We start from the raw sequence: 25,995 nt of genomic DNA on the forward strand, positions 1-25,995 counted from the left end.
TCTATGTTAGGAAATGCCAATTGAATCAAGGCTTAGATCATAATTTATGCTTAATAATATGGCATAAAATGACCTTAAATTGGGCACAACAGCATCAAGAAAAAATATGTTAAAATTCATAATTCGACATATTTTGTTTCACTCTACACGCACGCTTGCTCTGAGCAACTCTGGTTATACATGAATTTGCAAACTTCTCTGGTCCAGTCGATTGATGCCTTACTTCCTCAAACCCAGTGTGGATTATGTGGTCATCGGGATGGATGTTTACCTTATGCCCAGTCGATTGCAGAGGGTGAAAATGCCAATAAATGTGTCCCGGGTGGACAACCGGTTGCAGATGCGCTGGCGGCATTATTAAACCGGCCTAAACTTGTGGCTGAAGAAAGTGTCTGGCCCGTTCAGGCCGATGGTCGTCCGCAGCGTATCAAGGCGGTGATTCGTGAAGATGAATGTATTGGCTGTACCAAATGCATTAGTGCCTGCCCGGTCGATGCAATTATTGGCTCTGGCAAACTGATGCATACCATTCTGACCGACCTGTGTACCGGTTGTGAGCTGTGTATTCCACCTTGTCCGGTCGACTGTATCGATCTGGTTGAAGACCTGCAGCCTTTACCAAATCAAGCACAGCGTATGGCTGAACAGGATGATTTGCGTCAGCGCTACTATGCGCATATCCAGCGTGAAGAAAAACGCCGTACTGACCGCAAGGGTCCAGTGGTCCGTGCAGAAATTAATACTGCCCTATTTGCCCAGTTCTCGGCTTTAAATGAGCAGCTTCCTGTGATTGAAGTCCTGAACAAGCCGGCAGATACAGCGGTGACGCTAGATTCCAAAACCACGATTGAACTGGCCAAACTACGCACCCAGATTAAAAAACTGGAAAAACAGCTTTCGGTTCGTGAAGATGCGACCAAACGCCAACAACTCATAGAATTGACTGACAAATTACAGACCTTACAGGGATAAGCACATGACCACTGCCAACACCAGACCTGTAAAAAACATGACCAAAAAACAGGTTCAGACTTTTTTTGAACGTTTGCGTGCACAACGCCCCAATCCAAAAACCGAGCTGAATTACTCCAATCCGTTTGAATTGCTGGTAGCAGTGACGCTTTCGGCCCAAGCCACCGATGTCAGCGTGAATAAGGCCACGGACAAACTGTTTCCGGTCGCCAATACCCCTGAAGCAATTTACGCACTCGGTGTGAAGGGGCTAAAGGAATATATCAAGACCATTGGTTTATATAATTCGAAAGCTGAAAATGTCATTAAAGCCTGTGCGATGCTGATTCAAAAGCATAACAGCGTGGTGCCGGATAATCGTGCCGATCTGGAAGCATTGCCCGGTGTGGGGCGTAAGACGGCGAATGTGGTGCTGAATACAGCCTTTGGTCAACCAACCATGGCGGTAGATACCCATATTTTCAGGGTCGGCAACCGCACTGGACTGGCAACAGGTAAAAATGTGCTTGAAGTTGAACACCGTCTGGTCAAAGTGATTCCCAAGGAGTTCATCATTGACTCGCATCACTGGCTGATTTTACATGGTCGTTATTGCTGTATTGCGCGTAAACCGAAATGTCATGAATGTGTGGTGGCGGATGTGTGTAACTGGCCGGAGCGTTTTGAATTTGGTGCAGCACGTGCAATTGCAGTGAAAAATATTGATCCTGCTGAATAAAATTGCACAACCAGACCGAGATCCCAAAAGGTGACCAGCCTGTCACCTTTTTCTATAATTTTTCAGCGAACCGTAATTTATTTAAAACCGGATTTCTGTTTTAGTTGAAGCCCTGTAAATCATTTATCCTGATCGTGTTGAGTCTGTTCCTGCTGTTGCTTGCGCTGTTCCAGCTCTGCCTTTAACTTTGGATGTAACTGACGTTCTGGATGCTTGGCTGCATTTTCTGCGCGCTCTTCCCGACGCACTTTATTCAGTATTTTAAAACTCATATAAAACAGACCGAGCAATACTGCCAGAAATATCACCATCAACACCAACACGCCAAATTTCATAGCAACAGCACCCAGTTCAAATATGCAATAAAAAAGAGCCCTAATATGACTTAGGGCTCTTCGATTGTCAAAATCATCGTTAACCGATTATTTTGCTTGATCCAGAATTGCGAAAAGTTCAGTCTGAACTTCGTCAATCGGACGCAGACCGTTTAACTTGTCATAAGTCGGTGCATTTTCACCAGACGCTGCTCGGCCCTGGTAGAAACCAACCAGTTGCTCAGTTTCAGTATGGTATGAACCCAAACGCTTACGAATTGTCGCTTCCAGATCATCTGGACGCTGAACCAGATCTTCACCAGTTTCGTCATCTTTACCTTCCACTTTTGGCGGGTTGTAAACGATGTGATACACACGGCCAGATGCCGGATGCTGACGACGGCCAGAAAGACGTTGTACGATTTCTTCGTCTGGAACATCGATTTCAATCACGTGATCGATATTGATGCCTTCGTTTTCTAAAGCTTCTGCCTGAGGAATGGTACGCGGGAAACCATCAAAAATGCAGCCATTTACACAATCAGGCTGAGCAATACGCTCTTTGACCAGGCCAATGATCAACTCATCAGAAACCAAACCGCCATTGTCCATGACACTTTTAGCTTGTAGACCTAATTCAGTTCCTTCACGAATTGCAGCACGGAGCATATCACCGGTTGAAATTTGTGGGATATTGTAGCGCTTACAGATCAACTGAGCTTGTGTACCTTTACCTGCTCCAGGTGGTCCGAGTAAGATAATGCGCATATATAAACATCCTCAATTTAAACAATATGTATGACGCCACGACCACAATCGCCCGATTGTGTCCCCCGGCATCTCATTATAAGAAAGCCACAAACAAATGGATTAAACCCGCGACAAAACCGGTTACCCCACCCAATAAAATCAGAATCCATTCATCTTCCTGAAACGCAGGACGCAAAAGATTCTGAAACTCCTTCGGAGTCAACTCGCGTATGCGGTCTCTAAACATTTGATAGATTTTCTGTGCACGGCTCGCATTAAATGCGGGGTCGCATACAGGCACCATCGTAATTTCAATCGAGCGATCGATCAAGTCCGTCTTGAGTTTTGCATACTCTTTTGGCCCTAAAGACAGCTGTAAAGAGGTCCGAACCAGGGGTGTTTCCATAATTTCATTAATATGACGTTTGACAATACGGCGGGTTTTGTCTTTTTTCCCGCCATACATCATCTCGGTCATGATCGATTTTAACGTAATCAGATCTTCTGTGACTACACTTGCGAACACATCAGAGACTTCATCCTGACGTTTCATAAATGCGCCTTGTATGTTATAGGTGCCAATACGCGGAATCACCGGTTTAATCCATGGAAACTTGCGACTTTCGGTACGGCTAAAGAATTGCGGGTACTTCACCGGGTGCGGATAGAGCGGATTGAATACCATCCAGATCGCAATCCAGTTGGTCAAAAAGCCCCAGATCGCAGCCCAGAACGGTACAGTCCAGTGCCACGGCACCACAAACCAGACAATCATCTGGAAAATACCAAAGAACATCCCAATTAAGGCACTGATATGCCAGATAAAGTTGATTTCTTTTTGTCCTACTTTCAGGAACATGCGCACCATCAGGCGACGGTCACCTTCCATCTGGCTGACCACCATTTCACGCATATCAACAAGTGACTCGACGTTCATGGTCAGCTCAGTCACTAATTCACGCAAAATTGTCGGCATTTGTTTCTGTGCCTGTGCATAAATTCTGCGTTTGATGGCAAAAGGCAGGTTTTCCCACAGAACCGCATTACGATCCATCATCACTTCATCGATCAGATGTTCCAGTTCAAAACCGACCTGCTCACCAATAATCCGTGCCATATCATCCGGATCCATCGCCTGTAAAAATTCGCGGATGGAACCCAGTTTAGATAAGGTATTGTCGGTAATAATGCCTGAAATACGGCCCGCCTTGCGGGGCACGATCCCCTGCCAGCCAACAGGTAAGGGACCCAGATGAAAACCCCAGAAATTGATTGGATAAAACACCATTTTCAGTGCCATCCAGACATGAGCCCATGTTACAAATGCGGTCACCGGAATAATGCTGAGCACTGCCCAAAAATCCGGGCGATTCACAAAGGTTTGCCACAATTCGTTGACGTACTCAAGCATGCATAACTTCCATATTTAATTTTTTGTTCACAGAATACACATATTCATAAGGTCAAATATTTTGTCTATAAACCGATACTTAAAGTATAGGAAAATTGTAGTCGGGGCTCTGTTTCAGCCACAGTGCGACCATTTCGGTCTTCGAGTTTCTCTCCGGCACCGATGCCGACACTAAAACTGCTGATGCGTTCTGAACTAAGCAAAACATAGGCCAGATCAATTCCTGCACCTAAGCGGGCTTTGTATTCATTGTCGACTCGCTTGCTGTCAATATGCCCGGCATAAACCCCGACATAATAACCATTTTTGTCCTTGCCGGTGAGATGCGCAGGATAACGAAAGCCTGCCTGGCCTCCGATCGTACGATCATCATCCAGAAAAACCCCACCTTTCACATAAGCAATACCATAAGGATTCACCCATTCGGTATTTAAATGTACCAGCTTCTGGGTAAAACCGGCGCCCACATTCCAGGTTTTTGCCTGAGTAGCCTCTGTTGCAGCTACAGTATTATTGCTTTGATCATGTGCATAGGCCCCGTTCGCCCACAATGCAAACGCCAACAAAGGGTAAACCTTGTTCATTCCTTCACCATCTTCCCTAATTATAGTTTTTGGTATAGCCCTATTTTTATTAGATTTTACTCTATCAGAATTATCACAACTCTTATATACAGCACTCTACAATTTTAATGTCTGCAAAGTCAAAGCCTAAAGGAACTGCTTGAGACAGCAGTTTTTCATTATCAAATCAAGCCCAGTTGCGTTAGAATATTCCACTTTGATTCTTTCCCTCTTTCCTCAGGTCTCAAGTCGATCGCGTATGAAGCAGCACTTTCCTTTAAAAAACGCACAACAAGAAAAGCGCATCTATCGTAATCGAGTATGGATTTCTGTTGGAATAGTCATCTTTTTCATGCTGCTGCTGGTCAGCCGCTACGCCTATTTGCAACTGTTCAATTTTGAAACCTTTACCACGGCCTCTGACCAGAACCGGATTCGTCTGCAACCATTGCCGCCGGCACGTGGCTATATTTATGACCGCAACGGCGTGTTGCTGGCCGACAATTACCCGGTATTTACTGCGACCTTAAGCCGTGCCGATGTACAGGATATCGATCAGACCCTGGAACGTTTAAAGCCGATTCTGGAACTGACCGAAGAAGATATTGAGCGTTTCCAAAGCCGGATTAAAACAGCACGTAAAACCGAACGGGTGTCGATCAAGCTCAATCTGAATGAAAATGATATTGCCCGTTTTAGCGAGGTCAAATATCAGTTTCCGGGTGTGAACATTGAAACCCAGATGACGCGCTATTACCCGCATGGCGACCTGTTTGCCCATGTGATTGGTTATGTCGGCCGGATTAATGACAAAGAACTCAAAGCCATTGATAAGGATCTGTATGCCGGGACCAACCTGATCGGGAAAATCGGGGTGGAAAAATCCTATGAAGAGCTTTTGCACGGTGTGCCGGGAAATGAATCGGTAGAAGCCGATGCCTTTGGTAATGTGCTGCGTCATTTGGGTCGCAAGGATCCGGTACGTGGCAATGATCTGTTTTTATCTTTGGATTATGGTCTGCAGGTGGTGGCTTCAGAGCAACTGGCCGGACGCCGTGGCGCGATTGTAGCGATGAATCCGAAAACCGGGGAAATTCTGGCGCTGGTTTCCAGCCCAAGTTTCAATCCAAATCTGTTTGTGACCGGAATCAGCCATAAAGACTATAGTGATCTGCGTGACAATCTGGATCAACCTTTATATAACCGTGCCGTGCAAGGGGTTTATCCACCCGGCTCTACCATTAAACCGATGTTTGCACTTGGCGGCCTGCATTATGGCCTGGTGGACTGGGATACCACCATTTCTGATCCGGGCTATTTCAGCCTGCCGGGAGACAGTCACCGCTTCCGTGACCATAAAAAATCCGGGCATGGCGCAGTAAACATGCACAAAGCCCAAGTGGTGTCTTGTGATACCTATTTCTATGTAATGTCCTACCGCATGGGCATCGAGAAAATGAATAGCTGGATGCGTCAATTTGGTTTTGGCGAAAAAACCGGGGTGGACTTACCTAGCGAAAGTACAGGGCTTTATCCAAGTCCTGAATGGAAAATGCGTACCCGTAAGGCCAAATGGCTACGCGGTGAAACTATTTCTGTGAGTATCGGTCAAGGGGCTTTCACTTCAACGCCTTTACAGCTGGCCATGGCCACCGCAATTACCGCCAACCATGGCAATAAAGTCGTTCCACATGTATTACGTGAAAGTCGCGGTGCCAAATCGTTTCAGGTACATAATGGCACTCATGGCAAAATCGATTTTAATGGTCAGGAAGAAGACTGGATCAAGATGCGCGATGCCATGGTAGACGTGATTCAATCCGGTACAGGCCGCGGCATCAAGAGTGGTTTACAGTATTCTATTGCGGGTAAAACCGGTACCGCGCAGGTTAAAAGTATTGCCCAGGGCAAGCGCTATAATGAATCCTTATTGACCGACCGTCAGCTGGATCATGGACTGTTTGTCGGTTTTGCACCTGCTGAAAATCCTGAAATTGCGATTGCGGTTATTCTGGAAAATGGGCGTGGCGGTAGTGCCGCGACTGCGCTGGCTCGTCCAATTTTTGATTACTGGTTACTGCATAAAGATAAAAATCCCTTACGCCCGCAAGGTCACCAGCTTAGCGGCGGCCTGATGACAGCCGGAATCAAGCCTGCTGAATTGCCAAGCGGTGCAGGCATGTTAAGCCAGGATGCAGAAACTGTAGCGCCAGACAATATTCAGGCAGCAGAGCCTGCCGCCAATCCATCGGCAAATACAGCTGCATCAGCTGTAGTAGCGCCTGCTCCCACACCGGTAGAACGAGACTAAAATGAAAAACCAACTTCGAATTATTGGTGGTGACTGGAAACGCCGTCAACTGCCTTTTGCCAGCATTGAAGGTTTACGCCCCACGCCTGATCGAGTACGCGAAACCCTGTTTAACTGGCTGATGTGGGATGTACAAAATACACAGGTATTAGACATATGTGCCGGTTCTGGGGCGCTGGCCTTTGAAGCCTTATCGCGTGGTGCTGCCTCAGTGCTTATGATTGAACCGGATCGGACTCAGGCACAATTTTTGACCCAAAATCTGGAACTGTTAAAAGTCACCAAAGCACGAGCCCAACTGAAAGTGGCCCCGGCGCAGCAAGTCTTGCCGACGCTTCATACACAATTTGATCTGGTTTTTCTCGATCCACCCTATAGCCTGAATCTGTGGGAAGAACTGGCACTACAGGCAGATCCTCTTATCAAGAACAATGCTTTTATTTATGTGGAAGCAGACCGTGATCTACACACGCTTAAGTTACCCGCATCATGGCGACTGCTTAAAAACACCAAGGCCGGTACGGTGCGTGCAGGACTTTATCAAAAAAGCATTGCTTGATTAAAATTGCACTTAAAACCGCATTAAAAAAGGATTCCGCCATGGAATCCTTTTTGGTCAAGAGTCGTCGGACTGCACGACGATATGCTTCTTCTAGTTACGGTCACGGCGCCAATCACGGTTATCATTTCGGTCACGTTTCCAATCCCGATGATCTCCTCTATGATCCTTGTTTTTCCAGTCACGATCTTTGTGGTCGCGATCATAATGTGCATTACGATCTCGGTTACCACGATAATCATCATCCCAAGGATCGACCATACAACCGGTTAATGACACTGCCAATACAGAAAGTAAAATCACTTTTTTGATCATATCCATTCTCTCTTGCTGCACCCTATCAGTATCAAATAAATTCATGAAGAGTAAACGAATTCATTGTTGTGCTCTTGTAGAGATTTATGCATTTTCTATGCAGGAATAAATTACCTATTCTGTAGTTACATTTTAATCTTTTATGAGAATTTGAACTTTAATTTGCATAAATACAGCTAACTGGAGGCTTGGCTTTTGTGCTGATCTTTAGAATACTGCTGCCTTTGCTTCTGACCTGATCTGTATGACCTGGCTATTATTTATTCTTGGGGCAATGGTGGCTGGTTTTGTACAGGGACTGACCGGCTTTGCCTTTGCCCTGATTGCCATGTCATTCTGGGTCTGGGTATTAGCTCCACAACTGGCTGCACCCTTGCTGGTATTTGCTTCCATTTGGAGTCATGTGATTTCACTGACGCAGGAACAGCAACAGCCGGTATTATCCAGACAGCTGCTACTGCCTTATTTATTGGCGGGTTTGATCGGCGTACCACTCGGCACTTACCTGTTACAAATAATTCAGGCCGATACCTTTAGAATCATTTTAGGTTTTTTTCTGGTGCTCTGGTGTCCGCTCATGCTGCTCAATCCACAAATAAAAACCATACAGCATTCTGGAAAAATAGCCGATAGTGGTATTGGCCTGATTGGCGGAATCTTAGGAGGACTGGGAGGCTTCTGCGGGGCGGTTCCTTCTGCCTGGGTCATGTTAAAACAGCTCCCCAAAGCCCAGCAACGCTATATTTTAAGGCATTTTAATTTTGCGGTTCAGCTCTTCGCTTTCGCCGCCTATTTATGGCAAGGCATGATTAACAAGAGCCATTTACCTTATATGGCTGTATTGATTATTTTTGTCAGCATTCCGGCCATTTTGGGTGCAAAACTATTTTATAAAATTTCAGAACTGCTGTTCAAACGCATTATCCTGAGTTTACTGTTCAGTGCCGGCTGTTTTCTCATAGCATCCCAATTTATTTAAACCCGATATCAGACTGGAGCCGCTTACTCTGGCTAAGGCTTGAATCCGTTGAAATAACTGCTATGTTAAGCCCATATTTCACAATCTCGCTCATTATTATGCACATTCGTGATCAGATCGTTCTCGTTACCGGCGGAGCACGGGGTTTGGGTTTGGCCATTACTCAGGCCCTGTTGGCAGAAGATGCCCGTGTCGTCGTCAATTATCAAACTAGTCAGCAGCAAGCCCAACAGCTAGCCCAACAGCATCCGGAGCAGGTGTTTATCTATCAGGCCGATGTAACTCAGGCCGACCAGATTCAGGCTTTATTTGCTGCGGCAAAACAGCATTTTGGGCAAGCGATTCATGCCGTAGTCAATAATGCGCTGATTCAGTTTGAATTTAATGGGGACGATCGTCCTAAGGTGGAAGATTTAAGCTGGAATACAATGTCGCGCCAATTTAGCGGAGCTGTACAGGCGGCGCTCAATACCACCCAAGCCGCACTGGCTGACATGAAACAAATGGGTTTTGGCCGGATCATCAATATTGGTACCAATCTCGTGCAAAATCCGGTGGTGCCTTATCATGACTACACGGCAGCCAAGGCAGCATTATTGGCCTTTACCCGCACTACAGCGCAAGATTTGGGGCAATATGGCATTAATGTCAATATGCTCTCTGGTGGGCTGTTACAAACTACAGATGCCAGTAAAGCCACCCCAGATTTTGTTTTTGATCTGATTGCTCAGTCAACTCCGTTACGGCGCGTGATTACACCGGAAGAATTTGCTGCTGCCATCCTGATGTTTTTGTCGCCTTATTCACGTGCAGTGACAGGACAAAACCTGATTGTAGATGGTGGCTTGGTGGAAGGCTAAATACCCAGAAAATAGACCACGGTTTCTAAATCCTGTTGTGCTATTTTTTGAACATCTGGCAGGTTAAAAGGGTTTTATGGCAAGGTTTTAATTTTACAATAGTGCCCTCCCATAAATCCTTTTGTCTATTTGCTATGAAATTTATCACGACATTGCTCAGTACTTTGTTGCTGGCAGGTTGTATGTCTGGCGATCTTAAAAAATCGGAACAGTTATTGCAAAATTTCCAGTGCGCCAAGATTGAAATGGCACAAATGCCGCATACCAGCATGACCGACTACTATCAGCATTCGCTCTATAGCAGCAAGTCCAAGGCCGAATCCTATATCGAACATTACCAGCAAGGTGACAAGTTGTTTGATATTCCATTATCGGAAGTGGTACAGCAGCAATATGATCTGTATAAAGATGCCTGTCAAAGCCTGGGTGGAATTTTAGCTTCTTCTGAAAACCAAAGTTAATTTAGCCCAGATATATGATTTTCAGACAATAAAAAAGCAGGGAAAATGCCCTGCCGGTTTTTACAAAGCAATTTTAATTCTGATAATAGCGCTGGTCGACACTGAAGCTTTCAGGAAATTTTGGCTGAATATCTGCATAAAATTCCATGATTTCTGCCATATCCTTTTCATAATCCCCTGTCGGATAAACAATTTTACCTACGCCAGTTTTCTTTTTGGCATAGTCCATATAGGCCAAAGCAATCGGTACACCCGCATTGATGGCAACATGATAAAAACCGGTCTTCCACTGTTCCTGTTTGGCACGTGTCGCTTCTGGTGTGACCAGCATGACCAGCTTGGGATGGGTTTTAAATAAATCCGTCATCACCTGCACCATGCTCGGACGAGGTTCACCCGGCTGTTTAGGACGACGGTTAATGCCAATTCCACCCATGGCACGCACAAAAGGCCCCAATGGAAATTTCATATAACTGTCTTTAATGGTCAGGCGCACATTTACTCCCAGCGCTTTTAAAGCCAGACGTGCATAGAGTGCATCCCAGTTACTAGTATGCGGAGCAGCAATCATGACACACTGGTCTAAATCTAGCGGCCAGTGATTATCAATTTCCCACCCCATCATGTTCAGGCTTTGTTCTGCTAACTTCTCAAACACGTTATGCACCAGTTCTGTTCAAATTGGCGCAAATTCTAGCAACCTAAGCAAATATAGATAGTGCAATATGATCAATAAATAATCAATTAATCTATATTTGTATAATTAAACTTTTCAAATAACAAGTGTACTAATCCCCCTGTACATTTCAACTAAATTGATACTTCAATCAATCGTCCGCTTTGCTCGCCTTACTACCAAAACCATGATTGTGAGCTAATTCCAAGAATTTATTCAATAAAATGCGCTTAACCTCCTCATTTTGGGATATGGCAAGACACTGCGTCTTTTTATACTGCCTCTACATTATAATTTCAGGAAGATTCTGATGAAAAAGACTTTAATTTGTCTGGCTTTAGCGGGGTTACTCACAGCATGTGGCGGTTCGGACAACAGTATAGAGACACCGACTCCACCAGCAGCGAATGTCGGCACGCAGACCGGTGTACTCACGGATGGAATCATTTCAGGGGTAAGCTATATCACCAGTAGTAGAGCAACAGGAGTTACCAATGAAAAAGGAGAATTTAAATTTAATGATGACGAAACAATAAAATTCTTGATTGGAGACGTACAACTAGGCGAAGAAATTACAGCCAAAGCACGGGTCACCCCGCTGGACCTGTCTGAAAATCCACAGGTGCGTACCAACCTGATGGTATTTTTACAGTCTCTGGATACGGATAACAATCATGACAATGGCATTGCAATTGGTTCGAATAGCGTCACTGCATTAACCGGACAGAAGCTAAATTTTGATCAAGATTATGCAGCTTTTATTACAGATCCAGTTAGCCAGCGTGTGATTCCAGAAGAAAAACGTGTTAGCCCTGAAAAAGCGGCAGAAAACTTTCAAGCCACTTTTTATAAAGATATTGCCGGCACCTGGGAAATCAACCGTACCGGCAGTAGCGCGGTATTGCTCCATATCTTAGAAGATGGCCGTTATGCCTTGGGTGAAGCCGAGGAAAAAGATGATGCAGGTGAACCAGGTATTGAAATAGGACACTTGAAGTGGGATGCAACGACTAGTGGGATTCAACCTGTCATCCTTCATGATACTAACGGCGAATGGGGGCTTTCACATCCTGCAGATCAGAAATCTTATACATTAAACTTTGATGGCACGCGTCTGGTACTGAACGAACCTGGTGCCAATGCGACCTATTATTTAAGCCGTGTTCAACAGTCCAATGGTCTGGTCGGTAGCTGGCGTTTAAACGATACGCATCTGTTTGCCTTCTTTGACAATAACTATTATTTCTTCCTCGATACTCAAGGTGGAGATGATTGTGGCTGGCCGGGCATTGAATATGGCAAATACACCTTGTCGGCAAACACGCTCACCACCACTGAAGTCTTATTCGACACCAATGAGTGTGGCGGATTACAAGACAGTTGGGATGGCAGCAAAACGATTGCATCGATTAATATCTCTGGCACTACCCTTGTCCTCCACCCGCAAGGTGAAGGTCCTGTAAGCTTGCAACGCGTTAAATAACTGTACCGACCGACCTGAATTTTAAATTTGGGTCGGTTCAGTCAATATGTTCAAAATGAATCGTACATCCCATCAATAAATGCATCAGCTCAATTTGTGAAGTGCAGTCAGTCTTTTCATAAATATTTTTAAAATAGGTTCGGACTGAACTCAAGGTAATGCCGCATTGTTCTGCAATATCTTCCAGTTTATAGCCATTGATCAACAATTCACATAAATCAAATTCCCGTTTTGAAAGATGGTAACACTGCTGTAGATAAGCTTTGGATAGTGAATAATGCTGGTTTTTATCGGTGATAAACAATGCAATCTGATGCTGATCTATTTCTAACGACTGTATATTTCTTAATTTGTTAAATGGCAGGATGCTAAGCATCAATTGAGAGCCGGTATTATCACTCAGGGCCAGAACCCCACCGACCTCAGTCTGGGCAGTAGTATCATCCAGTAAGGCACTTTCTAACAGCTGATCAAAACGTGCCTGTTGAGCAGGATGAGTCTTTAGATGATTATGTGCATCCAGATCCAGACATGAACTTTGATGAATCATATTCTGCGCAACAGGATTGGCATAACTTAAACAAAAGTTTTGATCAAGCAGCACAATCCCTGTTTTTAAACCATCCAATAGCGTATACAAGTTCAGATTATCTTGTTGAATCAGGCTGACTTGTCGATGAATTTGTAAAGCCCGGCGTAGATGAATACTGATACGCCTAAGAAAATCCAGCTCGGCCTGTTCAAACGGTTGCACCTCAGGGGCACGGTGAATACCGAGTACTGCCCAGCGATAATGACCTCGATCCAGCAACACGCCCGCCAGATAACAGACTCCCGTCGGCTTCAGGCACTTTTCATAAAATATATAATGATCCGTACCAGGCTGCTCGGCATAATGCTGACAGTTTTGACTTAGCGCGTCGCCTATCTCAATGCTATTCCATAATGGCATATGCAGTTTCATATCAATCACCCGGATACGCTCATCTTGATAGGCACTCAGGCTTTTATTCGGGATATTGTGCGTATAAACAAAATCATAACCAGGATTGAGCTGATCCAGACCGGTAAAAATGGCGCTCTTACTTTGGGTATAGCTTACGATATCTTGAATCACCTCAAACCACAGAGCCGGTAATAATGCAGCATCATAAATTTTTGCAATAAGATTATTTTCTTGTTCTAATTTCATTACTGCCTCATTTTTTATCATTCTTTCTGCATCATAGCGCCAAGCACAGTCCGCTGAAACGACATAAAATGACTTTAATATTTTACAAAAACTCTTTAAACCTACTGATTGATGAATAAATTTGGTCTGATTCACCTAATGAATCAAACTTTAACAAGACTGCCCTATTTATCCATACAGACTACTTTTAATGTAATGTCTAATAAAGAAATCTACAGGGTCAGAACAATGAAGAAAGTGATACTCTCTGCTGCAATGGCAGTCGCTCTTGCAGCAACGTTGACAGCATGTTCGAAACAGAATGACAATGAGCCAGTGAATAATAATGCACAATCCAGTCCGGCAATGATGGAGCAAAATAATGCAAACAGCAGCTTGACTGGTGCTGACAACGCAGAAACCTCACTAGATTGGGCGGGTGAATATGAAGGTGTGTTTCCTTGTGCGGACTGTGAAGGCATCAAAGTCGAGTTACAGCTTCATTCAGATAAAACCTATGAGCTGAACGAAGAATATTTGGGGAAAGCCAATAACAATGAATCTGAGCTCAAGGGCAGTTTTAGTTTTGACCCGCAAGATCCGTCAATTATCACATTAGATAACAAAGCTGAAAACCGTAAATTCTTTGTTGGCGAAAATTTTATTGAAGCGCGTGATGTGGAGTCAGGTAAGAAAATTGAGAGTAATTTAAATTATAAATTAGTTAAAAAGTCTTCATCATAATTTTGTAAAGACATAAAAAATCCCCGCAATATGCGGGGATTTTTTATAGATCAGTATAAGTTGTAATTACTTACCGCCAAATACGTATGATACACCTACACGGCCACCAACTTCGTTACCGCCAGCGAAACCAAGAGCAGCACTTACAGAAGTACGGCCATCAGCAAACACGCTTGCAACACCTAGAGCACCAGCAGACTCACCTTCATAGTGACCTACACCGCCAAATACAGCGAATTGACCAGCACCGATGTTAGGAATTTGTTGTTGAGCAGCTAATGCAATTGCCACACCACGGTAAGCAGTTTTTTCTACGTCATCAACACGTGAATTCAACTGATCTACACGGCTATTTAATTGACCAGCTGTAGTGTTGAATTGAGTCAAACGAGAATCAACTTCAGTAATTTTGGCATCGATTGCTTTATTAGCATCAGCAACTGCAGTATCAACAGTAGAAGTAATGCTTTGGCCATTTACAAGGAAACCAGCAGCATCGATTGTACCAGTAGTTTTGATACCATCTGCTGTAATAGTGGTTTTAGCATCTGTTGTACCATTTGCATCGGTTGTAGATTTTTTAACTTCTAAACCATACACATTACCGCCTTCTGAATCAGTAGCGATAATACCAGTTTCTACACTTTGAGACTTAGTTGTAGTTGGACCATTTGTACCAACCTGGAAATCTGTACCTGCTGGAATTACACCTGCAGATGCATTGGTATCACTACCACCCACTAAAATTTGACCAGCGTTGTCAAAAGATTGTACCGATTCACCATAAACAGTTTTGGTAGCACCTACAAATGCTGTTGAATTAATTTGGTTTGTAACACCACCAAATAAGCCTGAAGCTGCGCCAGCACCTACTAATGTAAGGTTTTCGATTGAGTCGGCAGTTGTTTCAGTAAGTTTCTTATCAGCAGAAACTGAATAATATTTACCATTAAATTCAATAATTTGGGCATCACGAACACCAGCTTCACTAATTGTACCATAAGCTTTTAGCGGTGTAGTATCTACAGCTGTGCCACCAACAATTTGCTGTGATGTCAAAGTACCTGTTTCATAATTAATAGAAACATCACCATTCAAATTTTCTGGGTTAACTTTAATTAATGTTAAACCATGTGCATTAAGTGCAGTTTCAGCAACAGTAGTTGTGCCATTTGCAGCAACAAGCACCTCTGTTGAAACTAGACCAAGGTTGTTACCATTCGAACCGTCAAAAGCACCTACAGAAAGATTTTGGAATTTACCATTACCAACAATAGAGCTATCTGCTTCTTGCAATAAACCATCAATCGGTTGCTCATCACCTTCGATTTCGCTGGTTACGTTACCAGAAAATTGAACTTCATCGCCTATTACAGTTGTATTAGAAGATAATGAATATTCCCAAGTATGAGCTTCACCTGCAATTACTTCTGTAAGTTGAGGTTGTTCAGGACCACCGACAATAGTCTCAGTACCTACTAAACCACCACGTACAAACGTATAACCTTCTGCCTTAATAGTTGCAACTGACTGATTTGCTAATTCATTAAATTTATAATCAGTAGTAGAACCATCAATTAAGTCACGTGTATAAACTTTGTTACCAATTGCATATACATAAGTTGGCTCTGTCGCACCTTCTGCAGTAAATGCATACTGATCGACAACTTGCTCACCTTTTTTTGGCTCAGCCGCATTCGCCATTGTGAATGAAGCTAAAGTTAAAGCAGCTGCTAAAAGAGTCTTTTGAAATTTCATGTAAATTTCCTTCAATTTTTATAAAAAGACTGGTCTACCCTAGGATTGATGTAAACCAGCAAAACTGAGTTGAATGTCTGGTTGTTCTGGAGACTGCCATCCACTACCTGCCGCTGCTAGAGCGGACCTGAGGCAATAATATACAAAACGAAACAAAAATATCAATCAATATTTGATTTATTTTTAAATTTAAAATTGATTTTAAGGGTGAAAATAATATGGAATTAACTTAAGATTTTGTTTTAAATAGCAATTTAAGAATTAAAAAATGATAAAGTAACCTTGATTAATTAACAGATTGATTACCTGATATTTGTATTAAGCTAAACTAAACATAAATTATAGAAACAAATAATAATTACAAATAATTACAACAAGATAGGCTAAAAAACTTTGTTACAATTGAAATATGAGTCGAGTTTTCTTAAAATTATGCTCTTAAAATCATTGTAGTATTTTAAATACATTTTTAAGATAAAACTTATAAAGTGTATGATGAGATAGAAAGAGAGAACTTAATTTATGAGCAATCAACAAGAAAAAAAATTATTTGCTGAACGATTGAAACAAGCTTTACTGGATGCTGCCCACCCTATTAGCCCTACTTTTTTATCTAGGGAGTTCAATCACCGTTATGACGGCAGCCCAATTTCAGTACAATCTGCGAATAACTGGTTATTAGGTAAGGCCATCCCTAGCCAAGATAAGCTTTCTATTTTAGCAATCTGGCTAAATGTATCTAATCAGTGGTTAAGATTTGGAGACCAGGATATTAGTCCGAGTGCTCAGATTTCAGAACATGATATTGGAGATCTAGACTATTATCTGAAGTTTCGCGCTTTAAAAAATCATCATAAAGATATCATTAAAAAGTTGATTGATGAGTTAAATCAATTGTAATTTTTATGCGTGAAATAAGCTAAAATTTTTTTATGCTCATGTTCATATCTCCGTAAACGATCTTCATATTCCTTTAATTTCCGATATAAAGACTTTAATTCACATTTACTAATCAATACCAGTTCAGAATGATCCTCTGAACTTTTCCCCTCATTATTTATAACTGTACTGTTCATATAGCTGCATATCAATTATATTTTGATTAAATGATAAATCAAAAATTTATATATTCCAAGATCAAATGTTACAAAAATAAACATTAATCAATTTTTCAATAGAAAATGGTGCCCTGTTGGCATTTTCTAATCTAGATTAAACTTATGTCTCAAATTTTACTCTATTTTTTATTGAAATCGTACTTTTTTATCAAGAAATAAAAAAATCCCTACCTGAGGTAGGGATTTTTCAAGATCAAATGATCAACATGAATTACATCATGCCGCCCATTCCACCCATGCCGCCCATATCAGGCATTGCAGGTTTGTCTTCAGGGATATCAGTGATCATACATTCAGTTGTTAGCATTAAAGCAGCCACAGAAGCAGCATGCTCAAGTGCAGAACGTGTTACTTTTGCCGGGTCAAGAATACCCATTTCAAGCATATCGCCATAAACACCAGTTGCAGCGTTATAGCCGAAGTTGCCTTCGCCATTTTTCACGGCGTTGATTACCACTGAAGGTTCATCACCTGCATTCGATACGATTTGACGAAGTGGTGCTTCGATTGCACGACGAAGGATGTTAATACCTACATTTTGGTCATCATTCGCGCCAGTCACGCTATCAAGTACTTTTGCTGCACGTACAAGTGCAACACCACCACCTGCAACAACACCTTCTTCAACCGCAGCGCGAGTTGCATGAAGCGCATCGTCTACACGGTCTTTCTTCTCTTTCATTTCAACTTCAGTTGCAGCACCGATTTTAATAACTGCTACACCGCCTGCCAATTTAGCAACGCGTTCTTGAAGTTTTTCTTTGTCATATTCAGACGTAGATTCTTCAATTTGTGCACGGATTTGTTGAACGCGTTCAGAGATTTGACCTGCATTACCTGCACCATCCACAATCACTGTGTTTTCTTTAGATACAGTCACTTTATGTGCAGTACCTAAATGTTCAAGTGAAGTTTGATCTAACTGCATGCCGATTTCTTCAGAAATCACAGTACCGCCAGTCAAAATCGCGATATCTTGAAGCATTGCTTTACGACGGTCACCAAAACCAGGTGCTTTTACCGCACATACTTTGATAATGCCGCGCATGTTGTTCACAACTAAAGTTGCCAACGCTTCGCCTTCAACATCTTCAGCGATAATTAAAAGTGGCTTACCAGTTTTTGCAACTGCCTCAAGTACAGTAATCAATTCACGAATATTGCTGATTTTTTTATCAACAAGAAGGATGAATGGATTTTCAAGTTCAGCAGTTAAGGTATCTTGCTTGTTTGCAAAGTATGGTGAGATATAACCGCGGTCAAACTGCATACCCTCTACCACATCTAGAGAATCTTCGAAGCCTGAACCCTCTTCTACAGTAATAACACCTTCTTTACCCACTTTTTCCATTGCTTGCGCAATCAGTTTACCAACAGTGGTGTCAGAGTTTGCAGAGATCGAACCTACTTGTTCAATCGCTTTAGAATCAGATGCAGGTTGAGCTGTTGCCTTGATTTCAGCAACCAAAGATTTAACTGCAATATCAATACCGCGTTTCAAGTCCATTGGGTTCATACCCGCTGTAACTGACTTGATGCCTTCATTTAAAATAGCTTGTGCCAATACTGTTGCAGTAGTTGTACCATCACCTGCGATGTCATTGGTTTTTGAAGATACTTCGCGAACCAGTTGCGCACCCATGTTTTCGAATTTGTCTTTCAGGGTAATTTCTTTGGCAACCGTTACACCATCTTTAGTGATGTGCGGCGCACCGAAAGAACGGTCGATAACAACGTTACGGCCTTTAGGACCAAGAGTTACTTTTACTGCATCGGCAAGGATATTCACACCAGCAATCATTTTACTGCGCGCTGAATCACCAAATTTTACGTCTTTAGCTGACATTTTTGACTCCAAATACTTTTAATATCTTTTAAATTCTGATGAAAATAAGACGACTTTAAACGGGAATTAAGCAAATACCGCTAAAATGTCAGATTCTTTCATGATAAGAAGTTCTTCACCGTCAACTTTTACAGTTGTACCCGCATATGTACCAAACAATACTTTATCGCCAACTTTTACATCTAGTGCACGTACACCGTTGTCAGTGATTTGACCATTACCTACAGCAATTACTTCACCTTGAGCTGGTTTTTCTGCAGCAGAACCAGGAAGTAAAATACCGCCAGCTGTTTTAGTTTCTTCTTCAACACGACGAATAACAACGCGGTCATGTAATGGACGAATGTTGCTCATATTTAACTCCATCAGACTAAGTCTTTTTTAGGTCACTGATGACGACTTAATTATTCCATGGGTCATCATCAAAAATTTTTGATGTCACTTTTATGGTGATGGAATAAAACGCTTCAAGGGCAAAAATGAAAAAAATTTGCTTTTTTTTAATGAATACTGGTTTTTCGTCTATTTATTCAACACATCAGACTTTAACAAAAAGGCTTGCGCCGCGTCATCGAATAAATACTGGGAAATTTTTCCTGCTGCATCAATTACATTAAAACTATTTGGCTCCTGTTGATGTAGCCGGTGCGAGGCTGAAGTCCCGGCATGTACATCATAAACCGGATGATCTGCCCCCAGTTCGAATATAAGATTCAGATCATAAATCGCAGGCTGATGCAGATGCCCATGCAAGACTGCAAACAGGCCATGGGCGGCCCAAGCCTCTAAAGCGATTTTGGCCATGAGTGGACTATCCTTGAAACCGCGCTTATTTTGAAATGGCACATAAAAAGGCTGATGGCTGACAATGATTTTTAATTTAGATGCAGGTGCCTGCTCTAATTTCAGGTCAATGCGCCGGATCTGCTCGAGGGATAAATGCCCTTTGGTATGATAGCGACGCCGGATTGAATTCACCCCGACCAGATAAAAGTTGTCTGTTTCAAGTGTCGGTTCAAGTTCACCAAAAAAAAGCTGATAACGGGTAAATGGATTAAACAGCCGGTTCCATAAATGATAGAGCGGAATATCATGATTCCCCGGAATCACCATATACGGTGTAGCCAGCTGATCTAAAAACCGCTTGCAGGCAAAAAACTGGCCGAAACGTGCACGCTGGGTCAGATCACCACTCACGACCACCGCTTCTAATGGATGCGTCTGACAGAACTGCCGAATTGCCTCTAAACACTCGGGTTTTTCAGTACCAAAATGCAGATCAGACAGATGCAGGATCATGCGGCACCATCACACTCAAACTATTTTTTAGAACGGAAATATTTAAAGGAGGAGTCATTACCACGATTTCTCCATCAATGGCTACCATCAACTTCTTGGATCTGGATTCGATACGAACTTGCTCTGCAGCAAAACTGTAGACATCTGAAGCTTGATCAATCCGACCTCGAACCAACTGATATACCAACTTAAATAAAGTTAGCTTGTCACTTTTAGAAACCACCATACCTGCTACTTTGCCCTGCTCGGCCGCTTCAGCAATCTGCATTTTCATATCTGCGAGCTGCAAGGGATTATTACCAAAAAAAATCAGCGGTGTTTTTAGCGGATATTTCTTGTGATCGACCCAAATTTCCAGTTTAAGTTCTTTACGGTCACGAATCAGCACATCTAGAGCTGAGGTATAGGCATGTAAAGGCAGCCGGCCGAAAATACGATTATAATCTTCACGTTTTTTAATAAATAAAGGATATAGCCCCAGACTGGCATTATTCAGATAAATTTCCTGATTGATCCGGGCCACATTGATCCGTTTATTCTGTCCTGTGGCAATCACTTTGGCCGCTTCCATTAAATCCAGAGGAATATCCAATAATCTGGCCACATAGTTAAAGGTACCCAAGGGTAGAATTCCGACAGAAATTCGCGTATTCAATAAATGCTTGGCGACTGTATTTAAAGTTCCATCTCCACCTGCTGCAACCACGACACCTGCTTCATCGGAAGCCAAATGTCGCGCCCGGACTTCTGCCATAATTTTATCAAATTGCTGTGAATCATTGATTTCATAAGCTTTCGTTTGATAGCCCTGTGCTGAAAATATTGCAATCAGTTGCTCATATATCCCTTCTGGGCCTTGTATACGAAAACCAGCATTATGATTATAAATGAGCGATAAGGGTTTAGATTGATTAGACATTTTTCGCACAATTTCATGAAGGCCTATTGGCATTTTGTCCAATTCCTAAACAATTAACAGTAGCTTTATGTAAAATTCAAATGGTCACCATTTATTTAATCAATAACGAATATAATTCACCCCACAAAAATAAGATTATGATTTTAAATTAAATTTTCAAAATAAATACTATTCATAATTGAAATAAATAATATCAGAAATTCAAATATTTAATTTTATCTTGTTGTTTTAGTTATATTTATAATTTGAATAGCATTATATTCCAAAAAAAATCTAGCACTTCTTTGGTCTTATTTTTTTTATCATTTTATGCTTTAATACAGCCACTTTTTTTCATATATCATCTGGGCGATATTTTTATTGCTCGGATTGTACTTTGTACATCCTTTTGTACACATTTGAGATAGGCCTCACCATGACCCAAGTGAACGCACCAGAATTCGTTCGTCACCCTAAGCTTATTGCTTGGGTGGAAGAGATTGCTAAATTAACAAAACCAGCAAAAATTGAATGGTGTGACGGTAGCGCAGAAGAATATCAACGTTATATCGACTTGATGATCGCTAACGGCACAATGCAAGCGCTTAACCAAGAAACACATCCTGGTTCATATCTTGCAAATTCTGATCCTTCTGACGTAGCGCGTGTTGAAGACCGTACTTATATCTGTTCTGAAAATAAAGACGATGCTGGCGCGACCAACAACTGGGAAGCACCGGCTGTCATGCGCGAAAAACTGAACGGTCTATTTGACGGTTCAATGGCAGGTCGTACACTTTATGTGGTTCCATTCTCAATGGGTCCATTAGGTTCTCATATCGCACATATCGGTATCGAGTTAACAGATTCTCCTTACGTTGCTGTAAGCATGTCTAAAATGGCTCGTATGGGTAAAGCTGTTTATGACGTTCTGGGTACTGATGGCGAATACGTTCCATGTGTTCACACAGTTGGTGCTCCGCTTGCTGAAGGTGAAAAAGATGTTGCATGGCCTTGCAACAAAGAAAAATACATCGTGCATTACCCAGAAACACGTGAGATCTGGTCTTACGGTTCAGGTTATGGCGGTAACGCACTGTTGGGTAAAAAATGCCTGGCTTTACGTATTGCATCATTCATGGGTCGTCAACAAGGCTGGTTAGCTGAACACATGCTGATCCTTGGCGTGACCAACCCGCAAGGCGAAAAACACTACATCGCAGCTGCATTCCCATCTGCGTGTGGTAAAACCAACTTCGCAATGCTGATTCCACCAGCGGGCTACGAAGGCTGGAAGATTGAAACTGTAGGTGACGATATTGCCTGGATCAAACCAGGTGAAGACGGTCGTCTCTATGCAATCAATCCTGAAGCCGGTTTCTTCGGTGTAGCACCAGGTACAAATACCAAAACCAACCCGAACTGTATGGCAACCATGCACAAAGACGTGATTTATACCAACGTTGCTGTGACTGACAACGGTGAAGTTTGGTGGGAAGGTCTGACTAAAGAAGCACCTGCTAACCTGACAAACTGGAAAGGCCAACCACATACTGGCGAAGAAAAAGCGGCGCATCCAAATGCTCGCTTCACTGTTGCTGCTGGTCAATGTCCTTCAATCGACGCTGACTGGGAAAATCCAGCCGGTGTTCCGATTTCTGCATTCATCTTCGGTGGTCGCCGTGCGGACACAGTGCCTCTAATTTCAGAAGCATTTGACTGGGTTGACGGTGTTTATAAAGCTGCAACCATGGGTTCTGAAACCACTGCTGCTGCTGTTGGTCAACAAGGTATCGTTCGTCGTGACCCGTTTGCGATGCTTCCTTTTGCTGGCTACAACATGGCAGATTACTTCGCGCACTGGTTAGAAATGGGTGAGCAAGTTGCTAAGAAAGCTGAAGCTGCTGGCAACAAACTTCCTGGTATCTATAACGTGAACTGGTTCCGTCGTGATGCTGAAGGCAACTTCGTATGGCCTGGTTTCGGTCAGAACATGCGTGTTCTTGAATGGATCATTGACCGTTGTGAAGGTCGTGCAACTGCTGTTGATACCCCAATCGGCCGTGTTCCAACTTATGAACAGTTGAACTGGACTGGTTCAGACTTCACCAAAGAACAGTTTGACCTTGTGACTTCTCAAGACAAAGATCAATGGATCAAAGAGCTTGAAAGCCACACTGAATTGTTCGACAAACTGGGTGAGCGTTTGCCAGAAGCGTTGAAACAACGTCAAGCAGAATTGATCACTGCGGTTAAATCTGCTTAATTGCAGCTTTAGCTAAAGGTGTAAATAAAGAAGGTCGCGAAAGCGGCCTTTTTTATTCAATAGATAAACAATTGATCACAATTGACCAGTCCGGCAGTTTGAACAAACTATGGCATACTTAGCCCAAGACATCAGGAAGTATAAATATGAAAAAAACAACAGTAATTTTAGCTTTGGCTGCTAGCGGTTCTGTGGTGAGTGCATGTCAGATTGCCCCACAACAATTTAACGGTCAAAGCGGTTATGAGATTCTGGAGCGCTCAGGCAATACTGCGACTCTGAGCTATACGCTTTCAGGACGGCCCAATCAGGATGAAAGAAGATTACAAGCCGCCTGCCAACAAGCTCTGGGCGGTTCAAAAACATATAATATCCAGATTATCAGCAGCAATGAAATTTCCAATCCAACTGTGCAGCAAGAACATTATGGCCGCCAACTGGGTAATAGCCGTACCCAAATCAGCTTGAGCAATACGCCTGATTTATATAATAGTGAAAATCCTGGCGCACGCGAAGCCTTAGATGCTCGTCCAACCACACTGCGTGTCATTCGCTACACTTGTTCTTAATTGCTCATTTTCCATTAAGATCGCACAACAAAAAAGGGCTGACTGCCCTTTTTTGTTTTTAAAAATTTAAAGCGTTTTATAAAAACTGACATTGCGGAATTCTGGTGATTCATCCAGATCGGGCCAGGTCGTTGCACTACGTTCATCCAGCTTTTCATATTTTGGATGACTAAAATTTTTGACCCGACTATCTGCAACCCAAACCTCTGGTGCAAACTTTAAAAATTCATCTAAAAAGAAACGGTTGCACTGATCATAAAGTACATCAGCAGCCAATAAAATATCGACTTGCTCGGCTTTATATAAATCATCCAAGTATTCTAATTCAATGCCATTGAGTTCTGCGTTGGCACGACAAGCATCCAGACTGACTTTGTCAATATCACAACAAATCACCCGTTTTGCCCCTGCCATTTTCGCTGCAATCGCAACCACACCTGAACCCGCGCCAACATCCAGAACCACTCTATCTTTCACATGCTGTGGTTCTGCTAATAACCATTGTGCCATAGCAAGACCTGATGCCCAGCAGAAGATCCAATACGGCGTATCATTCCAGATGCGACGAATCACCTCATCATCCAGTTTGTCAGTTGGAAAAACCGGTGGAATCAGCCAGAGTGAAATCGGTGTCTCAGGCAGTTGCTGTGCATGGAGTTCACAATGGGGAATTACATCATGTAAGGCTTGAATTAAATGTTGTGGGGCTTGAGGATGTTGAAAGGTGTGGCTCATGATGTTTTTTATTTTTCGTATATACAAAATTTGATATTTAAAAAGATATTAAATTCAAATGAAAGTTTCCTCTCCTGAGCGAGATTTAAAGCACTACTTTTAAATCGAAGCGCAAAAGAAGGTTAGGGAGAGGTCTTATAATCTCCCTTAGCCCCTCTTTAAAAAAGAGGGGAAACTCTATCCAAAAATAGTGATCAGAGTTCCCTCCTTTGAAAAAGGAGGGTTAGGGAGGATTTAAAATTAACCTAGTGCTTTCTCAGCAGCTTCAACCGTTTGACGAATCAACGTAGTAATTGTCATCGGACCTACGCCACCTGGAACAGGTGTATAGGCAGAAGCAATGTCTTCAATACCGACAAGCTGGATATCACCTACACCACCGCCATCACGTGGATGGAAGCCCGCATCCACAACCACTGCACCTGGTTTGATCCAGTCTTTTTGGATCAATTCAGCTTTACCCACTGCACCAACGATAATGTCAGCTTGTTTTACGAAGCTAGCAAGGTCTTGAGTACGTGAATGACAAATCGTAACCGTTGCATTTGCTTCAAGTAGCATAGCAGCCATTGGTTTACCCAAGATTGCAGAACGGCCAACCACTACCGCATGTTTACCTGCGATTTCGATATTGTTTTCTTTCAGAATCGTCATGATGCCTGCTGGGGTTGCAGAACCATAGGCTGCTTCACCCATCGCCATACGACCGTAACCCAGGCAAGTCACACCATCTACATCTTTTTCAAGCGAGATCGCATCAAAACATGCACGCTCATCGATTTGCGCAGGTACAGGATGTTGTAACAAAATACCGTGCACATCAGGATTTGCATTCAATTTTTCAATTTCAGCAAGCAGTTGCTCAGTTGTGGTTTCTGATGATAATTCAACTTTTAATGAATCCATACCAACACGGCGGCAAGCATTGCCTTTCATACGAACATAAGTTGCAGATGCACCATCGTCACCTACCAAAATCGTCGCAAGAATCGGAGTACGACCTGATTTTGCTTTTAACGCTTCTACGCGAGTAAACAAGTCAGCTTCAATTTGCTTCGCCAATGCACGACCGTCTAGAACTAATGCCACGGCACTTCTCCCAAGTGTTGATATGAATCAATTTTGCACATTCTACATGATAATTCTAAATATTTTCCGTCATATGCTGTTTTTATGCGCATACGAATGAATACACTATTGTTTTTTTTTCTGAGCTTGC

26 protein-coding genes are annotated in these 25,995 nt (G+C 42.7%); 12 read left to right on the top strand and 14 right to left on the bottom strand.

Annotated elements, in window-relative coordinates; translation table 11 throughout:
* Positions 1-180 precede the first annotated feature (180 nt).
* Positions 181-972: an RnfABCDGE type electron transport complex subunit B gene (locus tag AC3IT7_RS10270; RefSeq protein WP_489248397.1), complete on the top strand. Its 792-nt coding sequence runs from the start codon at positions 181-183 to the stop codon at positions 970-972.
* A gap of 4 nt (positions 973-976) precedes the next feature.
* Positions 977-1,690 (top strand): endonuclease III, encoded by a 714-nt coding sequence (nth, locus tag AC3IT7_RS10275; protein ID WP_489248398.1) that lies wholly within the window; start codon positions 977-979, stop codon positions 1,688-1,690.
* A 119-nt stretch (positions 1,691-1,809) separates the two neighbouring features.
* Here nth and AC3IT7_RS10280 read toward each other — a convergent pair whose 3' ends face one another.
* The 4 genes from AC3IT7_RS10280 to AC3IT7_RS10295 form a co-directional block, all read right to left on the bottom strand.
* A complete protein-coding gene (locus AC3IT7_RS10280) occupies positions 1,810-2,025 on the bottom strand; it encodes a hypothetical protein (protein WP_475654071.1) in 216 nt (71 codons plus the stop codon).
* 87 nt (positions 2,026-2,112) lie between these two features.
* Positions 2,113-2,772: an adenylate kinase gene (gene adk, locus AC3IT7_RS10285; RefSeq protein WP_475654070.1), complete on the bottom strand. Its 660-nt coding sequence runs from the start codon at positions 2,770-2,772 to the stop codon at positions 2,113-2,115.
* A gap of 76 nt (positions 2,773-2,848) precedes the next feature.
* Positions 2,849-4,165 carry a DUF445 domain-containing protein gene (locus AC3IT7_RS10290; RefSeq protein WP_475654069.1) on the bottom strand — a complete coding sequence of 439 codons (1,317 nt, stop codon included), beginning with the start codon at positions 4,163-4,165 and terminating at the stop codon, positions 2,849-2,851.
* Between the two features lie 65 nt (positions 4,166-4,230).
* Entirely contained in the window at positions 4,231-4,749 is a 519-nt protein-coding gene (locus AC3IT7_RS10295; RefSeq protein WP_489248399.1) for a hypothetical protein, read from the bottom strand.
* A gap of 238 nt (positions 4,750-4,987) precedes the next feature.
* Here AC3IT7_RS10295 and mrdA point away from each other — a divergent pair, with 238 nt between their 5' ends.
* Together mrdA and rsmD are read left to right on the top strand one after the other, a co-directional pair.
* On the top strand, positions 4,988-7,039 hold the full coding sequence (gene mrdA / locus AC3IT7_RS10300; RefSeq protein WP_489248400.1) for a penicillin-binding protein 2: 2,052 nt from the start codon (positions 4,988-4,990) through the stop codon (positions 7,037-7,039).
* Position 7,040: 1 nt separating this feature from the next.
* Complete coding sequence (gene rsmD / locus AC3IT7_RS10305; protein ID WP_489248401.1) at positions 7,041-7,598, top strand: 16S rRNA (guanine(966)-N(2))-methyltransferase RsmD; 558 nt, start codon at positions 7,041-7,043, stop codon at positions 7,596-7,598.
* 93 nt (positions 7,599-7,691) lie between these two features.
* Here the strand turns inward: rsmD and AC3IT7_RS10310 are convergent, their stop codons facing one another.
* Positions 7,692-7,913 (bottom strand): hypothetical protein, encoded by a 222-nt coding sequence (locus tag AC3IT7_RS10310; protein WP_489250005.1) that lies wholly within the window; start codon positions 7,911-7,913, stop codon positions 7,692-7,694.
* Between the two features lie 244 nt (positions 7,914-8,157).
* Here AC3IT7_RS10310 and AC3IT7_RS10315 point away from each other — a divergent pair, with 244 nt between their 5' ends.
* From AC3IT7_RS10315 to AC3IT7_RS10325, 3 genes are all read left to right on the top strand, one after another.
* Positions 8,158-8,892 carry a sulfite exporter TauE/SafE family protein gene (locus AC3IT7_RS10315; protein WP_489248402.1) on the top strand — a complete coding sequence of 245 codons (735 nt, stop codon included), beginning with the start codon at positions 8,158-8,160 and terminating at the stop codon, positions 8,890-8,892.
* 98 nt (positions 8,893-8,990) lie between these two features.
* Positions 8,991-9,752: a 3-oxoacyl-ACP reductase gene (locus AC3IT7_RS10320; RefSeq protein ID WP_489248403.1), complete on the top strand. Its 762-nt coding sequence runs from the start codon at positions 8,991-8,993 to the stop codon at positions 9,750-9,752.
* A gap of 134 nt (positions 9,753-9,886) precedes the next feature.
* A complete protein-coding gene (locus AC3IT7_RS10325) occupies positions 9,887-10,213 on the top strand; it encodes a hypothetical protein (RefSeq protein ID WP_489248404.1) in 327 nt (108 codons plus the stop codon).
* 73 nt (positions 10,214-10,286) lie between these two features.
* Here the strand turns inward: AC3IT7_RS10325 and AC3IT7_RS10330 are convergent, their stop codons facing one another.
* The gene (locus tag AC3IT7_RS10330) at positions 10,287-10,835 is read right to left on the bottom strand and encodes a 1-acyl-sn-glycerol-3-phosphate acyltransferase (protein ID WP_489250006.1); all 549 of its coding nucleotides are present in this window, start codon (positions 10,833-10,835) and stop codon (positions 10,287-10,289) included.
* A gap of 364 nt (positions 10,836-11,199) precedes the next feature.
* On the opposite strand from AC3IT7_RS10330, the gene AC3IT7_RS10335 reads away from it, so the two are divergent.
* Positions 11,200-12,372, top strand: a complete 1,173-nt coding sequence (locus AC3IT7_RS10335) for a lipocalin-like domain-containing protein (RefSeq protein ID WP_489248405.1) — start codon at positions 11,200-11,202, stop codon at positions 12,370-12,372.
* 37 nt (positions 12,373-12,409) lie between these two features.
* Here the strand turns inward: AC3IT7_RS10335 and AC3IT7_RS10340 are convergent, their stop codons facing one another.
* Positions 12,410-13,564 (bottom strand): helix-turn-helix transcriptional regulator, encoded by a 1,155-nt coding sequence (locus AC3IT7_RS10340; protein WP_489248406.1) that lies wholly within the window; start codon positions 13,562-13,564, stop codon positions 12,410-12,412.
* A gap of 228 nt (positions 13,565-13,792) precedes the next feature.
* On the opposite strand from AC3IT7_RS10340, the gene AC3IT7_RS10345 reads away from it, so the two are divergent.
* Complete coding sequence (locus AC3IT7_RS10345; RefSeq protein ID WP_489248407.1) at positions 13,793-14,287, top strand: copper resistance protein NlpE; 495 nt, start codon at positions 13,793-13,795, stop codon at positions 14,285-14,287.
* A gap of 66 nt (positions 14,288-14,353) precedes the next feature.
* Here AC3IT7_RS10345 and AC3IT7_RS10350 read toward each other — a convergent pair whose 3' ends face one another.
* On the bottom strand, positions 14,354-16,045 hold the full coding sequence (locus AC3IT7_RS10350) for a YadA-like family protein (RefSeq protein WP_475653603.1): 1,692 nt from the start codon (positions 16,043-16,045) through the stop codon (positions 14,354-14,356).
* A gap of 522 nt (positions 16,046-16,567) precedes the next feature.
* On the opposite strand from AC3IT7_RS10350, the gene AC3IT7_RS10355 reads away from it, so the two are divergent.
* Positions 16,568-16,945: a hypothetical protein gene (locus AC3IT7_RS10355; RefSeq protein ID WP_180077226.1), complete on the top strand. Its 378-nt coding sequence runs from the start codon at positions 16,568-16,570 to the stop codon at positions 16,943-16,945.
* Positions 16,946-17,374: 429 nt separating this feature from the next.
* Here AC3IT7_RS10355 and groL read toward each other — a convergent pair whose 3' ends face one another.
* The 4 genes from groL to AC3IT7_RS10375 all read right to left on the bottom strand — a co-directional run bounded on the left by groL (position 17,375) and on the right by AC3IT7_RS10375 (position 21,227).
* Positions 17,375-19,009, bottom strand: a complete 1,635-nt coding sequence (gene groL / locus AC3IT7_RS10360) for a chaperonin GroEL (RefSeq protein ID WP_475653399.1) — start codon at positions 19,007-19,009, stop codon at positions 17,375-17,377.
* A 66-nt stretch (positions 19,010-19,075) separates the two neighbouring features.
* Positions 19,076-19,363 carry a co-chaperone GroES gene (locus tag AC3IT7_RS10365; RefSeq protein ID WP_475653400.1) on the bottom strand — a complete coding sequence of 96 codons (288 nt, stop codon included), beginning with the start codon at positions 19,361-19,363 and terminating at the stop codon, positions 19,076-19,078.
* 168 nt (positions 19,364-19,531) lie between these two features.
* Positions 19,532-20,308 carry a metallophosphoesterase family protein gene (locus tag AC3IT7_RS10370; RefSeq protein WP_489248408.1) on the bottom strand — a complete coding sequence of 259 codons (777 nt, stop codon included), beginning with the start codon at positions 20,306-20,308 and terminating at the stop codon, positions 19,532-19,534.
* Entirely contained in the window at positions 20,289-21,227 is a 939-nt protein-coding gene (locus AC3IT7_RS10375) for a diacylglycerol/lipid kinase family protein (protein ID WP_489248409.1), read from the bottom strand. The genes AC3IT7_RS10370 and AC3IT7_RS10375 overlap by 20 nt, the downstream gene beginning before the upstream one ends.
* Before the next feature lie 415 nt (positions 21,228-21,642).
* Between AC3IT7_RS10375 and AC3IT7_RS10380 the strand changes: the two genes are divergently transcribed.
* Positions 21,643-23,472 carry a phosphoenolpyruvate carboxykinase (GTP) gene (locus AC3IT7_RS10380; protein ID WP_489248410.1) on the top strand — a complete coding sequence of 610 codons (1,830 nt, stop codon included), beginning with the start codon at positions 21,643-21,645 and terminating at the stop codon, positions 23,470-23,472.
* Between the two features lie 146 nt (positions 23,473-23,618).
* Positions 23,619-24,041 carry a hypothetical protein gene (locus AC3IT7_RS10385; RefSeq protein ID WP_489248411.1) on the top strand — a complete coding sequence of 141 codons (423 nt, stop codon included), beginning with the start codon at positions 23,619-23,621 and terminating at the stop codon, positions 24,039-24,041.
* 66 nt (positions 24,042-24,107) lie between these two features.
* Here the strand turns inward: AC3IT7_RS10385 and AC3IT7_RS10390 are convergent, their stop codons facing one another.
* Together AC3IT7_RS10390 and folD are read right to left on the bottom strand one after the other, a co-directional pair.
* Positions 24,108-24,776, bottom strand: a complete 669-nt coding sequence (locus tag AC3IT7_RS10390; protein WP_489248412.1) for a class I SAM-dependent methyltransferase — start codon at positions 24,774-24,776, stop codon at positions 24,108-24,110.
* 240 nt (positions 24,777-25,016) lie between these two features.
* On the bottom strand, positions 25,017-25,865 hold the full coding sequence (gene folD, locus AC3IT7_RS10395; RefSeq protein ID WP_489248413.1) for a bifunctional methylenetetrahydrofolate dehydrogenase/methenyltetrahydrofolate cyclohydrolase FolD: 849 nt from the start codon (positions 25,863-25,865) through the stop codon (positions 25,017-25,019).
* Between the last annotated feature and the right edge of the window lie 130 nt (positions 25,866-25,995).

It is taken from the genome of Acinetobacter sp. KH_038 (genome assembly GCF_057839405.1).